The 16140-nt window shown below is 46.1% G+C and carries 14 protein-coding genes and 1 pseudogene; 7 read left to right on the top strand and 8 right to left on the bottom strand.

What is annotated here, in order from left to right:
* Positions 1-445: 445 nt before the first annotated feature.
* Positions 446-649 (top strand): annotated as a pseudogene (locus tag SVI_RS03305) (SufE family protein); the annotation flags it as partial.
* Between the two features lie 131 nt (positions 650-780).
* On the opposite strand, the gene SVI_RS21675 reads toward SVI_RS03305, so the two are convergent.
* Positions 781-921, bottom strand: coding sequence for a hypothetical protein (locus SVI_RS21675; RefSeq protein ID WP_013049977.1), 141 nt, complete (start codon positions 919-921; stop codon positions 781-783).
* Between the two features lie 264 nt (positions 922-1185).
* On the opposite strand from SVI_RS21675, the gene SVI_RS03300 reads away from it, so the two are divergent.
* Positions 1186-2340, top strand: a complete 1155-nt coding sequence (locus tag SVI_RS03300) for a methionine aminotransferase (RefSeq protein WP_013049976.1) — start codon at positions 1186-1188, stop codon at positions 2338-2340.
* Between the two features lie 438 nt (positions 2341-2778).
* On the opposite strand, the gene SVI_RS03295 is transcribed toward SVI_RS03300, so the two are convergent.
* From SVI_RS03295 to SVI_RS03285, 3 genes are all read right to left on the bottom strand, one after another.
* A complete protein-coding gene (locus tag SVI_RS03295) occupies positions 2779-3297 on the bottom strand; it encodes an AAA family ATPase (protein WP_172634428.1) in 519 nt (172 codons plus the stop codon).
* A gap of 146 nt (positions 3298-3443) precedes the next feature.
* Positions 3444-5420, bottom strand: coding sequence for a TRAP transporter permease (locus SVI_RS03290; protein WP_013049973.1), 1977 nt, complete (start codon positions 5418-5420; stop codon positions 3444-3446).
* 163 nt (positions 5421-5583) lie between these two features.
* Complete coding sequence (locus SVI_RS03285; protein ID WP_041419634.1) at positions 5584-6510, bottom strand: TAXI family TRAP transporter solute-binding subunit; 927 nt, start codon at positions 6508-6510, stop codon at positions 5584-5586.
* Between the two features lie 468 nt (positions 6511-6978).
* On the opposite strand from SVI_RS03285, the gene SVI_RS03280 reads away from it, so the two are divergent.
* Positions 6979-7770, top strand: coding sequence for a metallophosphoesterase family protein (locus SVI_RS03280; RefSeq protein WP_013049971.1), 792 nt, complete (start codon positions 6979-6981; stop codon positions 7768-7770).
* 158 nt (positions 7771-7928) lie between these two features.
* Here SVI_RS03280 and SVI_RS03275 read toward each other — a convergent pair whose 3' ends face one another.
* The 3 genes from SVI_RS03275 to norR all read right to left on the bottom strand — a co-directional run bounded on the left by SVI_RS03275 (position 7929) and on the right by norR (position 10791).
* A complete protein-coding gene (locus SVI_RS03275) occupies positions 7929-8303 on the bottom strand; it encodes a PH domain-containing protein (protein ID WP_013049970.1) in 375 nt (124 codons plus the stop codon).
* A 525-nt stretch (positions 8304-8828) separates the two neighbouring features.
* Positions 8829-9089, bottom strand: a complete 261-nt coding sequence (locus SVI_RS21800; RefSeq protein ID WP_231847770.1) for a cupin domain-containing protein — start codon at positions 9087-9089, stop codon at positions 8829-8831.
* A gap of 64 nt (positions 9090-9153) precedes the next feature.
* Positions 9154-10791: a nitric oxide reductase transcriptional regulator NorR gene (gene norR, locus SVI_RS03260; protein ID WP_013049967.1), complete on the bottom strand. Its 1638-nt coding sequence runs from the start codon at positions 10789-10791 to the stop codon at positions 9154-9156.
* Between the two features lie 282 nt (positions 10792-11073).
* On the opposite strand from norR, the gene SVI_RS03255 reads away from it, so the two are divergent.
* The gene (locus SVI_RS03255; RefSeq protein WP_013049966.1) at positions 11074-11373 is read left to right on the top strand and encodes a hypothetical protein; all 300 of its coding nucleotides are present in this window, start codon (positions 11074-11076) and stop codon (positions 11371-11373) included.
* 174 nt (positions 11374-11547) lie between these two features.
* Positions 11548-12795 carry an NO-inducible flavohemoprotein gene (hmpA, locus tag SVI_RS03250; RefSeq protein ID WP_013049965.1) on the top strand — a complete coding sequence of 416 codons (1248 nt, stop codon included), beginning with the start codon at positions 11548-11550 and terminating at the stop codon, positions 12793-12795.
* Positions 12796-12980: 185 nt separating this feature from the next.
* Here the strand turns inward: hmpA and SVI_RS03245 are convergent, their stop codons facing one another.
* Entirely contained in the window at positions 12981-13271 is a 291-nt protein-coding gene (locus SVI_RS03245; protein ID WP_013049964.1) for a winged helix-turn-helix domain-containing protein, read from the bottom strand.
* Between the two features lie 328 nt (positions 13272-13599).
* On the opposite strand from SVI_RS03245, the gene SVI_RS03240 reads away from it, so the two are divergent.
* The gene (locus SVI_RS03240; RefSeq protein WP_157608646.1) at positions 13600-14532 is read left to right on the top strand and encodes a PH domain-containing protein; all 933 of its coding nucleotides are present in this window, start codon (positions 13600-13602) and stop codon (positions 14530-14532) included.
* A 1-nt stretch (position 14533) separates the two neighbouring features.
* Complete coding sequence (locus SVI_RS03235) at positions 14534-16099, top strand: PH domain-containing protein (protein WP_013049962.1); 1566 nt, start codon at positions 14534-14536, stop codon at positions 16097-16099.
* The last annotated feature ends 41 nt before the right edge of the window (positions 16100-16140 follow it).

Below are 16140 nucleotides of genomic sequence, written 5' to 3'. Positions count from 1 at the left end.
GTTATTTGATTAGTTTGCTAAGTACCATAGCATCACTGTTATCTAACGCCTGCCCGGCGAGGTATGTGTAAACTCTTCTGTGACACGCTGTGAACCCATCCATGGGCGCTCTGCCGTGACATCCTTGTCACGGAAGGTCACAGCCGCGTTCACACTTGCTATGTAGTCGAGAAAGTCATCTCTTCGATTTAAGATTCTTGGTTAGTAACTCATTTTGGGACATAGATAAGCTAGAGCACTCGCTCTCATTCAAAAGATATTTAAAAAACTAAACCAAATCAATTCACCACGAAAGACACCAAGGGCCACGGAGAAAGACAACAGCTCAATCCTTTGGCCATCTTCATCTCTACCTCTGTGTTCTCCGTGGAAACCTAGCGCACTTCTATTTTGAATCAGAGTGATATTACGCTTAGATAAAGTTATGCCTGTCCCGTCCTTTTCCTACTATCTCGCCGACAGCGATGCTCGCATAGTCAAAGGTCTGGTCGCGCTATTGCTCACCGCCTGTAACGGTAAAAGCGCCGACGAGATAGTGGCGTTCGATATTGATGCCTACTTCGACCGATTAGGCTTAACCGGACAACTCAGCCCATCACGCACCAATGGCTTGTTTTCCTTGGCTAAGGCAATTAAAACCTCAGTCTGACTGACTTGTTAGATAACAAATAGGCTTAACCTGTCTGATAACAAGTAGTAAATATCTTTTTTGATTGGGTTCATTGGGTTCATTGGGTTTAACGGGTACTTGCTAGCGTACTAAGTACCATAACTTCATGTTTATCTATCACCTGCCGTGGGCTTAAGTGCAAACACTTCTGCGACACGGCGCGAGTATATCCCTATAGCCTCTGCGACATCATCCCTGATGTCGAAGGTCACAGCCGCGTTCACACCTGCTATGGCTTCGAAAAGGTGCATCTTCGATTTTAGTTTTACTGGCTAGTCACTCATTTTTAGACAAAAGCGTGTTCACTTGTTGAATCACAAGTTACAAATATTATCTTCGATTGGTTTCATTGGGCTTGCAGGGCTTGCAGGGATTACAGGACACTTGCGAGCAAAGTTGCCGTGTTTGACTGGCTTACTTTACTAATATCAAATATAGGTAATTTAGAATAAGATTAGATTACAAAGCAGAGAATACTGACTAACCAGAGTGGTTTACCTACGGAGAAACTCCCATTGAGCACCTTAGATCACAGCAGTAAATTACCGAACCTTGGCACTAGCATATTTACTTATATGACAGGGCTGGCAAACCAATACCAGGCCATTAACCTCTCTCAAGGCTTCCCCGAGTTCGATGCCCCTAAGCTATTGAAGCAAGGCTTGGCCAAATACTGCGATCTAGGTTTTAATCAATACGCTCCCTCCCCTGGACTTGCACCACTACAGGCTCAAATTGCCTGCCTCATAGGCCGTCAATACGGCATAGATGTAAACCCAAATGATACGGTAACGGTAACTTCGGGAGCGACCGAAGCCTTGTTTGTCACAATACAGGCCATCACCCATCCAGGAGATGAAATAATAATCTTCGATCCGGCCTATGATTCCTATAAACCCGCCATTGAACTGGCCGGAGGCCGTGCGGTGCATATCCCAATGCTGGCACCGGATTATGCTATAGACTGGCAGCTGGTAGCGGCAGCTATCACAGACAAAACCCGCGGAATTATCATCAACACGCCTCATAACCCCAGCGCAAAAACGTTAAAACAAGCTGATTTTGATGAATTAAAAGCACTGGTGATCGAACATGATTTGCTGATAATAAGTGATGAGGTATATGAACATATCATCTTTGGCAACACGCCCCACATCAGTATATTGACCGATGCTGAACTTTTTTCACGCGCTTTTGTGATCTCCAGTTTTGGCAAGACATTCCATTGCACTGGCTGGAAGATGGGTTACTGCGTAGCTCCTAAGATGCTGACGCAAGAGTTTAGGAAGATTCACCAATATGTCACCTTTTCAAGCTTCACCCCAGCGCAACTGGCGTTAACAGATATGCTGGCCCAAGAGCCTGAACATATCACAGCTCTGGCAGCTTTTTATCAACACAAGAGAGACGTGCTAGTTAATGCGCTGCAAAATAGCCGCTTTACGATTTTACCCAGCGAAGGCACCTACTTTTTACTGCTAGATTATTCCGAGATCTCAGGGCTAGACGACATGTCATTTTGTGAATATCTAGTCAAAGAAATTGGCGTAGCTGCAATCCCACTGAGCGTATTTTACCAAACTGCCCCAGGTGATAAAGTCATTCGCTTATGCTTTGCCAAAGAGGATAAAACATTGCTGCAAGCAGCAGAAAAATTATCTGCTTTGTAGTGAGTAGAGTTCACTATTTATATTGGCTCACTTGTCGGATAACAAGTTTCAAATATCTTTTTAAGTTGGGTTCATTGTACTGGTTTGGTATTTGATTATTGCCTGGTAAGCATAGCTTCATGTTTATCTATCACCTGCCGTGGGCTTAAGTGCAAACACTTCTGCGACTCGCCGCAAGCACAATCCCTGTGGGCTCTGCCGTGACATCCTTGTCACGGAAGGTCACAGCCGCGTTCACACCGGCTATGCAGTCGAGAAAGTCATATCTTCGATTTAGCTTTTTAGATGTAAAAAACAAGCTTTGGGATATAGATGAGCTAGTAGTTAATAGGATAAAGTGGTCAGAGGGGTCTGAGCGAATAAAATAAAAACTGTCTCAAGCTTCATTTGAAGCTAGCAAAAGGCATTGTGTTTTATCACATGATTAACGATGCCTGCCTATATGTCTCGGCTGTTTCTCGTAGAGCTGAGATTACTGAGATAACGGGTTTTCTTTCCCTGAAATGCAGAGTAAAAGTCTTCATGAGCCCGCCTCGAAAATGTGTCATCTCTTAAGTCGTATTGGGCTATCCATTCGATGAGCATGGATAAATTAGCATCTTGGGCCTGTTTTGAAGGGTACTTGTGTGGTTCCCAGGGACGTTGCTTAGCATTCTCGATACAGAGGTCGACAGGCAAGTTCATGAAGATTAACTCAGTGACATTGCCAACTAGCAGCTGTAAAAGGTCCGTGTAACATCCCTCTACAACCCAGTTTTGATTGCCTTGGGTAAAAGTTTTAAGCTTGTAAGCCGACTCATTAAGCGGCATACGCTCTGGCGGTTTAGGCGGCTCATAGGGCTGCCAGGCCAGACTATCAAGATCTAAATGGGCTAGGCCATCAGAACTGGCTAAACGCTTTGCAAGCGTCGACTTTCCTGAACCTGAATTACCAAAGATGAGCACTCTTCGAGCCATATTATCTCCCATTAACGAATCCCTTTAGATTTAAATGATTGTCGCCTAGGTTAAGTGAAGCTAATACTATCGGATATAAGACTAGTCAAGGCTGTCGAAGCTATACCGAAAACACCTTATCTTTGGGCACCTCATTATCTCGCCAGTTATGTCCCCTCTGCCAGCTCCCGACTTTTCCACTGCATAAGTATCAGACCGCATATCACCAATATTCCCACAAAGCCGACGCCGAAAAAGTTAAACAAGATCAAGGGGGCCATCATGAACGCGATAATACGTTCCATTTTAGACAGAGGTCGCAATAGATATCCTTCGATGGATATTGCTAGTGCCAGTATGATTGCCGCTGTTTGAGCGATAGCAAAACCAAACTCCAATACACTCGCCTCTGGGTTTATCAAATCCGTATAAGCCATCATGATAGGAATGATAAACAGGCCACCAGCGAGCTTAAAAGCCTCCACCGAAGATTTCATCGGGTTCGCCTTGGCTACACCGGCTGCGGCAAAGGCTGCTAGTGCAATCGGCGGGGTCACATTTGAGGTCTGAGACAACCAGAAGATGATGAGGTGCGCCGTCAGTAAGGGCAAACCAAAGTCCCCCAACATGGGCACAGCCATCACGGCGAGTACGATATAAGCCGCGGTCACAGGTAATCCCATGCCTAATATCAAGGCGACGATACTGATAAGCCCGAGAGCCACCAGCATGTAACCACCGGAAAACTCCATCACGAACTGAGTGAACTGTAAGCCAATGCCAGTTTGGCCCACTACGCCGACTATAATCCCCGCCGCGCCGCAGGCCACCGAGATAGGCAGCGCCATCAAGGCACCGTTTTTCATCCCCTGAATAAATTGACTCAAGCCAATACGACTGTGCTTACGCAGCGCTGCCGTCACTAAGATTGCCCCACAACCGGCAACACCTACTAACAATGGCGAATAGGCCATCATCAGCAGTGCGGTGATCAAACCCAGTGGAATCAAATAATGGGCGCCGTGTTTCATCACAGAAATCACCGCTTCGGTGCGGCTCACAGCCTTGAGGTTTAACTTACAAGCCATCAAGTGCACGTAGAGTAAGGTACAGAAGAAGTAGAGAATAGCCGGTGCGATAGAAGCTAGCATGATCTCGCTGTAGGGAACCCCGGTAAACTGCGCCATCACAAAGGCGCCCGCCCCCATGATAGGTGGCATGATCTGCCCGCCAGTGGATGCGGCAGCCTCGATTCCCGCCGCCTGCTCAGGTTTATAGCCCAGCTGCTTCATCATGGGTATGGTCACCGAGCCTGTGGTCACAGTATTGGCTATCGCCGACCCCGAGATTGAGCCAAGACCAGCGGATGCCAATACAGCGGCCTTTGCAGGACCGCCGCGATACTTACCTGCGATAGAGAAGGATAAATCGATGAAAAATTTTCCCGCACCTGTCACTTCTAAGAAGGCGCCAAAGAGTACGAAGATAAATACCGTGGTGGCCGCTATCCCTAGGGCCGAGCCAAATACCCCATTTGCAGAATAAATCTGAAACTGGATAAGCTCTTGCAGCGAATAGCCCTTAGTCGCTATCGCGCTGGGCAGTATGTCACCAAAGGCACTGTAGGATAAAAATAGCGCAGATATCAGCACCATCACCCAGCCTACAGTACGGCGACAGCCCTCCATCAAGAGCAGCAGCAGGGCGCTGCCCGCCAGCAAATCTGGCATTTTAAGACCATAGAGCAAGTGATCGATATCGTTGTAATCAAAGATACTCATTCGGTAGGCGGCAAACAATGCCAAGCCACAGAGCGCCAGATCCAACACCCGACCAGGCAAATAGCCCTTATTATATCGGTCACTAATCAAGGGATAATTCAGAAAGATCAGCACCAGCACCCAGCTCAGATGCACGGGTCTAAAATAAGTCGCCGAAATGGTGGAGGTGATCCCCTGCCAGATTTGAAACGCCGACAGAGACACGGCCAAGGTCAAAATAAGATAACCCAGTAACTTGAATACCCCTTCATTCGGCAAAGGATCAGCTTTAATCAGGCTAGCCGAACTGCACACATCTATTGAAGGAATGTCTTCGAGTACAGGTTCATCATGACCTAATGTTATATTATTAGTTTGGGTCATATCATGTCCTCATGGGTCAATGCCAAGGTGATCACTTGCTTAGACAAGGAAGCGGCTACATCAGGCATCAACAAAAATTAAAAGGATATATCAGAAAAAATAAAGGTAGCTCATTAAGCTACCCTTGCATTCATGCCATTGAATTTATTAAATTGAAATATGCTTACTGAGCCAATGAATCCAGATACTTCTGAGCGCCTATATGCAGCGGAACACCGGCTAATCGATGGGCATTTTCGGGCGTAGTCGCTTCTGCAACCTTAACTACTTTACGCACTTCGCCCATGTTCTCAAATGCTGACTTAGTCAAGTTGTAAGCCATCTCATCACTCATCTTGGCGCTAACGACAACCACGTTCCACACACTCAAGGTAGACACTTCACCCACCTTGTTGTACACATCGGCTGGTATGGTGTACTTACTATAAGCTGGGTTTTTCTCGATAAAGGCTGTGCTCTGGGCATCGGAGATAGGAATGATATTGACCTTATGAGTCAATGAAATTTGAGTCACTGCGCCAACACCTTGGCCGCCGACGATAAAGCCTGCATCAATCTGACCATTAGCTAGCGCATTGGTAGTCTCGCTGTAGTTTAAGTAAACCGCATCGATATCTTTCTTCACATCGATACCAACAGAGGCCAGCAAGGCTGCGGCCGTTACCGCTGTACCACTTGCCGGGGCGCCTAAGGAGATACGCTTGCCCTTAAGATCGCCTAAAGATTTAATCCCAGACTTTTCCAATGCCAAGGTATGTACCAGATTTGGATAGAGGGCAAACAAGGTCTTAACTGGCATCTTACTGCGGAACTTGCCTTCACCTTTATAGGCATCGAGTACTACATTACCCATGGCAATACCGGCGATCATGTCACCACGAACAACCTTGATGGTGTTCTCAACTGATGCTGCGGTCACTTCCGCTTTTACATTAACCCCAGGGATCTTGTCAGACCAAATTTTGGCTAACGCCCCACCAAATGGATAATAAATACCGCTTTGACCACCGGTACCGATAGAATAATTTTCAGCGTGAACTGCTGCAGGTAAAATGAGCAGTAAAGCGAGTGTGATCGCGCGATAAGACATAGATTGCCCCTTGATATATTTACTGTAGAGACAGGCATTAACCTTGGTTAACAACCTGTTAATTATTAGTGTGCTTTATTTCAATTTGTATCGATATTCACTTAAGGCTCCGCTAATGTCAAGGTATCGAATAGTCTAATGAGATAGGTTAAAATGGACCTGAAAGGATAATAAAATACCTATGTACCATGGGGATACCCCCTCGAAACTAAATAGGTATAAAGCGACAGCGAAAAAGACCATAAGTCATCAATGCTGCCAACCACTATCCGCCCCTTGCCAAGATAACCGCCTAAGTTAAATAACCATAGTGTCGTAGAAGTAAACAGCATCTAGATTGGTAGGGATGGCTAAAGCGTGCAAAAATAAGGCTTAGGTTGAACTTAGTTATATTCTCATCGTTCAGAAAATTATCTCTTCGATTTAACTGGCCTAGACATACAAGACTAAAAAAACCTTAAGGGTAAAATGAAAATATATCAGGTCAGTGATTGTCACTTATATCTGGATGAAGCGCAGCCAAGGGATAATTTAATTCGTGCTTTAGCCTTAATTGAACTGCAGGGTGATGGCGATATACTCCTACTAACTGGCGACTTGGTTTGCGATCCTAACATTGAGATATATACGCAATTTAAAGCAATCGTTCAGGCGCACTCTTCAATCGACAGAATCTTTGCCATTGCGGGTAATCATGATGACCTGACTATGATGAAGTCAGTATTTAAAGGCAGTAGAGTCCAAGTGAAAAGCCATGTCCATCTTGGCGATGATTTGAGTCTATGTTTTGTCGATTCTAGCCCAAAACCCCTAGCTCACATGTCTCTCGGCGCCGGTCGCGTAGCAAGAAAAGCCCTTAGTTCTTTAAAGCAGTTCACCAGGAAATATAGGTCCATAGTGGTAATTCATCACCCTGTGGTTAATTTGGGTGCCAAGTGGTTCACCCAGATAGGCATTGAAAATAATCTTGATGTTGTTGCAGCCATACACCCGCAAACCTTGGCTATTTTAAGCGGCCATGCCCATGCATTTTTCAAAGATAATTTAACCAGCCCACAAGGAAAAATCATCCCCCTCATCGTCAGCCCAGCCACCTCCTATGGCTTCGAGCACAGCAATCCCGACTATGAGAAAAACACCAATATTGGCATCATGGCCTATGACATTAGGCTCGATATAGGCTCTCAATCTCCGACCAAGTCTTGTAAAAGTAAACCTAACTACCTTATACATGAATCAGTGATCAATCTTAGCCACTAAGTTGGCAATATTGAAACATGCGCCCTAAAGATCTACCGCTTATTAAAATATCTGGCCAGTAGCGGGTAAATCACCCCAGCTAAGCTCGGAACTATAAACTCGGAGCTTAATCCTGTTTATAACGACTTATTTATAACGACTTATGTATAACGAGAAGGTTATAACATGAAGTTGGCTATGGTCTTCTGAATGCCGACCACATCTGTGCCCTTCTTCAGCTCTTTGACTAGTGGCTTATCTTGACCCGAGATCCACAACTTCAACTCTGAGTCCATATCGAAGCGTCCTGCGGTTTCCACCTCGAAATGCGTAATAGCCTTGTAGGGAATGGAATGATAGCTAACCTTCTTGCCGGTCAACCCTTGCTTGTCGATAAGAATGAGACGTTTATTGGTAAACACAAACATGTCGCGGATTAGCTTATAAGCTAAGTGCAGCTCTTCGTTGTCGGCCAAGATTGGACCTAACTCGTCGGCAAGTTCTTCAAGGTTAACTTCCGAAGCGTTGCCCAGCAATGAATCTAATAATCCCATGTCTTCTTCCTTAAAAAGTGTGCAATACAATTTTTCTGATATTTTCTTGTTCATCAAGATAACATAATACCAACAAGTATAAGAAAGTGATCGACTCACAGTGCTTTTGCTAGCCTGATTCAAAGCCGTTCGAGTCGATATATGTTATCGGGGAAATTTTTCTTGGAACGAAAAGCAAAAGTCACAATAAGTAATGCACCGCCAGCCACAGGGTTTCAGTCTCAGTGCTGGTCCAGGTGACTCTATGCTTACAGTGGGCGGCAATATCGACATAATCACCCACCTTCAGATGTACCAGCTCCCCTTGCTCAAATTGCAGTTTGGCCTCACCTTTAATACCAACCCTATTAAATATGTGTTCTTTCAGCGGGAGTTCAAAGCGCTGTAGGCAAGGCGGATGTTGGAAGCTAATAGTTATGCTATATCAAGAACATGTAACGCAGCATAAAGTGCTTTGCCCTTTGCTTTAAACATCGGCCGCACTACGTGAGCCACTCAGACGTTCCACTTCAGTGTTGCACTGACTTAAAAGGGAATGACCATTTCTACATCAATGCGCCTTGAATTGAAAAGCCTGAGTGGCTCTGAACTGAGCAGATATTTAATGAGGTTGGTATATACCATCACCCATTCACTACGGTCTTGATCGTACCACTGGCCTTCGGGAGTCACGTGAGCCTTAGAGACAATCCTCTCTATGAGAATTTTGTCATTACCACCAATCTGCTCGAAGGCCTCATCGGTCAGATCCTCTGGTATCTTGTCGAAAAAATTACTCTTGTTCATAGACTCTCTCCTCAGGTAATTATTAAGCATTTATCATTAACAACGCCTCTCTCACCACTAGAGGCTAATCAGTGCTTAAGGTGACAGCTTTTGTCACACTGATGCCTAACCTCTTGGCTAACCTACTCAGGTTGGCTCTGTCTGTTTGCAGGCGTTTCGCCGCAGCCGACCAGTTGCCTGATTCCTGACTCAAGACTCGGGTAATAAGCTTGCACTGAAACGCTTCCGTCTCCAGCTTTAAACTTACACTTGTCCCTTTATCCACCACAAGCCCAGCCGTTAATACAGTCGTTAACACATCGGTATTTAACCCATTGGAGGATGAAGATAACAAGAGACCCTCTGAACGTTCCACCGAGTCCACCAGTTGCTCAATATGTCTGGTGTCTATTCTTACGATAGCCTGATCACCACGCCCCTTGGCTCTGAGTGCGGCGCGACCTATCACATGTTCCAACTCGCGAACATTACCCGGCCAATCATAGCGATTGAGTATGCTGATGGCCGAGGCATCGATTGCCAGCTGACGGATCCCCAATTTTCGCCTAATTTGTTCGATAAAATACCCAGCGAGCAGGGTCACATCCCCTTCCCGCTCCCTAAGAGGAGGCACAGATATGGGATAGACACTCAGCCTATGATAGAGATCGGCCCTAAACCTTGCCTCACTCACCTCCAGCTTAAGCTTCCTGTTGGTCGCCGCTAAGATGCGAACATTGACCTGCTCGGTGGCATCTTTACCCACGGGCTGGATCTCCTGACTCTGCAGCACCCGCAGTAACTTGCTCTGTACGCCAAGTGGCAACTCACCAATCTCATCGAGAAAGATAGTGCCGCCATCGGCTAGGCTAAATTTACCGGTTCGATTCCTATCGGCCCCGGTGAATGCCCCCTTAACGTGGCCGAACAGTTCACTCTCGATCAAGTTTTCCGGCAGTGCGGCGCAGTTAACATAGACCAAGGGCCCATCGGAACGCGCCGATTGCCTATGTAAGGTTCTGGCCACCAACTCTTTGCCTACGCCTGTTTCGCCTTCTATGAGGATCGAAAAACCTGAAACTGCCACCATATCGATCTCTCGCTTTAGCTTTAACATCACAGGACTATCGCCAATCAGCTCGCCACCGTCCTTAACTAAAGCCTCGTTTGTCAGCTCGGCAACCAGCTCCTGACTGTGCAGGGAGTGACTCTCCAGCTCTTGGAGTAAAATAGCCGTTTTTAGGGTTGCCGCCGACATGGACGAGATAACGTCTAAAGTGCGCTTAGGTAGCTCATCGAATACTTGCGGGGTCATGCTATCTAAGGTCAGCACTCCAATGAGCAGGCCATCGGCCAGCAGTGGCAGGCCCATGCAGGCATGAACCGGAAGGTCGCCTTCATGGCCTAATAGCATGCCGTCATAGGGATCGGGAAGCATGCAGTCGGCGGCGAAGCGCACCGGAGTTTGAGATCCACAGATAATCTCGAATCTGGGATGAGCCTGGATATCGAAGCGTCGCCCCAGACTGTCTTTACTCAATCCCTGCTGGGCTAAAGGTTTTAACCTCTCACCTTGAACGTGCAACAAGACAACGGCATCACAATTCACAGTCCGACGCACTGTGCTCAGTAAGCGGTCGAAGCGATCTTTGGTGGTCAAACTGTTAGCCAAATCTAGGGCCAATTCTATCAAGGCCGTGGAAGAGATATCTATCATGGTCATAAAAGTTGCCGCACTCTTGTCAGCTCAAACGAGCCAGGTCATATGAAGTATAAACTGACCATAACATGCAAATTCAAAAAACACATCACAAGAGTCAAATCGACTCCAAAATCCAGAGTCTATTTGACTCATTCAACATTCAAAAATAAATTAACCTGTTGTAAATAATCACTTTATTAACTTGGCACGAGATTAGCAGTGTTAACAAGATATAGGTTCTGTATCAGTTACTTGAACTAACAATCTGGCTCAGACATAGGCTCAGGTTTAAGGAGTTCCACCATGCATGCCACTCAAGCTAATGATTTCAGCTTCACTCATGACACTGAGTTCAGCAAAGATTCGCTCAAGCCTAGTCCTAGGGGATTTAAGCTGGCATTGCACACTGGCAATGCAGTCATGTTAATTGCGGTACTGGGTATCTTGCTGTCTATTTTTGTGGCTTACGCCCATGCAGAGCAGTTTTCATTGTGGGCCCAAGTCGCTAGCCATATCACGCTTATCTTGTGCGCCACAGCCATCAAGATTGGCTACGTTATACGCTGTATCGGCCTACATGGATTAGGAGCGATTCAGCTATGAGCCAGACATTGAATCAGATCAGCGAACCCCAAGCCAATCAAGATAAGCCGCGAGAAAGTGACGCACCAATTATGACGTTCATGAATTAATACACTCAAGTTAGAAAAGTATAAATAAGACAATCACCCTAAGGGATGACAGCTATAGTCACCCATAAAAATGAAGGATATAAATATGTTATCTGCAAAGCATATCGAACTGGTAAAAAGCACTATTCCTCTATTAGAATCTGCAGGTACAGGCATTACCGAATACTTCTATCAGCGCATGTTTAAGCATAACCCTGAGCTTAAACACATCTTTAATATGACCAATCAACGCACCGGTGGCCAGCCAGCGGCGCTGTTTGGCGCCATAGCAGCCTATGCTAAGAATATCGACAACCTAGGGGCACTTTCTGGGGCTGTGGAACGTATCGCACATAAGCATACCAGCTTAAATATTCAACCTGAGCACTACCCGATTGTGGGGCACCACCTGCTAGCCACATTACGAGAGCTGGCTCCAGAGGCTTTTACCGCCGAAGTCGAAGAGGCTTGGGCCGCAGCCTACGGCCTGTTGGCCGGAATATTTATCAACCGAGAAGATGAACTCTACCAAAAAAATGCCAATCAAGTCGGTGGCTGGCTGGGCGCAAGACAGTTTAAGCTGGTTGAGAAGCAGCAAGAATCGGCTCTGGTCACCAGCTTTGTTCTAGCCCCAGTCGATGGCGAGCCAGTAGTCGATTACCAAGCTGGTCAGTATCTGGGCATCAAGGTTGAACCTGCCAATCATGAGTACCGAGAGATGCGTCAATACTCGCTATCGGACAAGCCCAATGGCAAGACCTACCGTATATCGGTAAAACGAGAAGACGCCAAAAACCCTAAGGATGAGCCGGGAACCGTTTCCAACTACCTACATGACCAATTGAATATAGGCGACGTGATGGATATATTCCCACCGGCTGGGGATTTTCATTATGTGGAGCGTAACGAGCCTGTGGTACTCATCTCGGCAGGTGTAGGTGTTACCCCTATGCAGTCTATGTTGGAGATGCTTGCCTCGAAAGCGTTCGACAAGCCGGTATTCTACCTACATGCCTGTGAAAACTTGGCCCAACACTCATTCAATGAGCGAGTGCAGGCGCTGACAAATACTCTCACCCTGACTCAACATACCTGGTACAGAGAGCTCGATGGCAATGAGCAGGAAAGCTTGAATTGCCAAAGCTTGAACCAGAGTAATAGTGGCAGCGTCAACAGCCATATGGGCTTTATGAACCTAGTCCCGATAAAAGCCGAACTACCTTTAGCTAGAGGTGACTTCTATCTATGCGGCCCAGTCGCCTTTATGAGCTTTGTTAAACAGCAGCTCATCGAGATAGGCGTCGAAGATAGCCGTATTCATTACGAAGTCTTCGGTCCACATGCCGATTTATAAGCAGAGTGATGACCTGAGTGATAAGAAATGAAGCTGACTCTGAGTGGAGTGTTAGTGGAGTAGAGTGTGCGTGTGAGACATCTCAGCTAAAAATGAAGATAGACAGCTTATCTTAAGGATTAGCTGATTAACCCCGTGATACAGCTAAGTATCACGGGGTTAATTTTATTCAATAAACAAGAGATCTAAGCAAGCAGCTTAGTTATCTCATCCAGATGTGTATCTACCCAAGCTGAGCTTATGGGTCCCCAGCTACTAATCTTGTAATGTCCCGAATTATTACGCTCCCCATCCTGGATGAACTGACACTCGACACCGATATCGCTCAGGGCGGCTATCGAATCTTGCAGGGTTCTTCTAGGCATGCCGGTTAATTTATTCAAAGAGAGCAAGTTATGCTGATCGCTGTCGATGGTATGAGCCAGATAGAGTTTACGTAAAAATGCTTTTTTCTGTTTAGAGACTTCTATATCCACAAAAATACCTATTTATCAGATAGTGGTTAATCAATTACCTATTGATAAAATAGCACATTATTAACGGATACTTGAGTGTGAATTGATTCTGGCTCATTTATGCTGATGCTAATGCGAGCCGCTAAATTCTTATTAAATATGTCTGGCCTAGAGTATCTTGATGGGCTTCTGATTTTCTGATTATTGATGCGCTAATGCGAGCCGCTAAATTCTTGTTAAATATATCTGGCCTAGAGTTTCTTGATGGGCTTCTGACACATTGATTTTCTGATTATTGATGAGATCCTGATATAGTGATTTTCTGATAATAGGAAAAAACAGAGAAGAGATGGATAACCCCAAGGATTTGGTTAAGGCTACAAACAAGGCTGCAGAAAATGCTTCAGGTAATGCTTCAGGTAATGCCGCGGCTAACCTACAAGCCCATGAGCGAGTTGCAGAAAAAACCAGCGACACAGAGCATAAGTTGCCCAGACAGAATCAAGCCCAGTCAGACTGGCTTGGTTTCGATCAAGTCCCTTTGACTCCAGTGGATCCACGCCACTACACCCAAGTCTTATGTGAGAGCATCATAGGGGCTTTAGTTCTTTTCAGCCTAGTATCAGTGTTTATCATCTTAGTCGCACAATTACCGATTAAAATAGCCCTGGCTGCATTGTCTGTTCTAGGCCTGATTCTTGGTATCATCACCTGGTTATCTTATGCCCATGCTAAGTCAATTGCCTTCGCCGTGTGTGACCACGAGCTCTTGATGCAAAAAGGCATAATCTGGTTTAAACGTATCTCCCTACCTTATAGCCGACTGCAACATATCAGCTTGTCTCAAGGACCCTTAGAGAGAAAATTTGGCCTACACACACTTAAGTGCTTCAGTGCCGGTAGCGGCAGCGCCGAGATAGAGCTACCTGGTTTAGAAAGCAGAACCGCCGAAAAACTCAGGCAGCATCTGCTGGCTAAGGCAGGCATAGCCAACCAAGGTGCTAAGCCTAGTATCGAGCCAGAGCCAAGCATAAATCCAGACTTAAGCATAAATCCAAACTCGAGCATAAATCCAAACTCAAGCATAAATCCAAACTCAAGCATAAATCCAAACTCGAGCATAAATCCAAACTCGAGCATCAATCCAGAGCCAAGCATCAATCTAGACTCGAGCATCAATCTAGAGCCAAGCATAAATCGCTCCACTGATACCTCCCAAGATACGAGTCTTGAGGGACTAGAATCGAAAACCGCCAGCCTCACCACAGAAAGTGAGCGCTAACATGCATAAGAGATTCTCACTATGGTCAGGACTCTCGCCCTGGTCGATAATCAGCTATACCTTGAATACGATTCGTTTAGTGATCAGCAACGGCTATGCCATGGTGCCTGTGGTCTATACCGGATGGCAACAAGGCTTTAACTCCCCCTGGGTCATAGTGGCTGCAGTCGGTGTTGCCCTAGCTGTACTCGTCTACGCCATCGTTCAATGGGCCATGTTTCGTTATCGCTTATATGAAGATAAACTTGGGGTTCGTCAGGGACTCATTTTTAAGAAAACCCACGAAATCCCCTTGAGTAAGATACAAAATGTGCGTCTGGAACAGCCCTTTTATTTCAGGCCTATGGGACTCTACAGCTTAGTCGTGGAGACTGCCGGTTCCAAAGAAGATGAAGCGGTACTCGCCGCGGTCAACTATCGACAAGCCATCCAATTAAAACACAAGTTGGTTAACCCTCTTCTTCCCACACCAAGAGAAGGTGTTGAAGCTAACAGAGAAGATGGCACTCAAGCAGGCGTTACATCAGAAGGTGCAGGCAAACATGCCACTCAGGGCAACAACAGCCCTAATACCAAGAGCGAAAGCTTAGTTCGTAAGGGTTTTAAGCCATTATTGTTGTTTGGCTTATATCAAAACAACCTGTTTTGGTTTGTCATTATTTCCGGTCCAATCCTTGGACAACTTGACTGGTCACAACTGGCTGATACTCATCTAGCTCAATCGGCATGGCTCTGGTATGAGCAAGCTGTCGGCACCAATCTGCTTTACCAAGTCCTATTTGCTAGTCTGTTATTTATTAGCTTCTGCTTGCTGCTGTCATTAGTCTCGATGGCCGCCTCAGTCCTCAAATATTATCCCTATCACTTGAGCCGAAACAGCAGCACCTTACACAGGAGTGGCGGTATTATCGCTAAACAGAGTGATGCGCTGGCCCTACAGCGAATTCAGGTCATTCGATTCTCACAACCTATCATAGCTAGGCTGCTCAAGCTGTGGACAGTCTATTTCAAACAAGTAAAAGGCACAGAAGTCGAGCAAAAGTCCCAGAGTCATATGTTAGTGCCAAGCATGACTCGCCGCACAGTGTCTGCACTACTGAAAAATATGCAGGGCATAGAAGCCAGGACTACAGAGCTTCCCAAACACTATCACCCCATACACTTTGGCTGGTACTGGCGTCGAGCCTTGGCCCCTATTATGGTGCCAGCAGCCAGCACCATCGCCATGGGATTCACCCCACTAACCGAATTGCTCTGGCTAATAGGTGTAGGCCTTAGCTTAGGTCTCTATTTGCGATATCGACAATGGGGATACTTTTTAGACGGCAGTGACTGCTGGATCCACACAGGCACGCTTGGCCATAGCTGGCACTTAATTGCCTTAAATAAAATACAACACGTAGCGATTATTCAGACTAAAGGCCAGCGAAAAAAAGGCCTGGCAAGCCTTGAACTCGGCCTAGCTAGCGGTACCCTGACTATTCCCTACTTGCCTCTGAGTGACGCCAGAGAAATTGCCGAACGAGCATTAGCCATGACAGGCCGCTCTCATCAGAATTGGATTTAAATTGACCAGTTCCTAGGTGCTAGTAACTGAATGCTTAAACA

Origin of the sequence: Shewanella violacea DSS12 (assembly GCF_000091325.1) — a bacterium.
Taxonomy (GTDB): domain Bacteria; phylum Pseudomonadota; class Gammaproteobacteria; order Enterobacterales; family Shewanellaceae; genus Shewanella; species Shewanella violacea.
The sequence above is the reverse complement of the archived record's forward strand: the minus strand, read 5'-3'. Positions and strand labels throughout refer to the sequence as shown.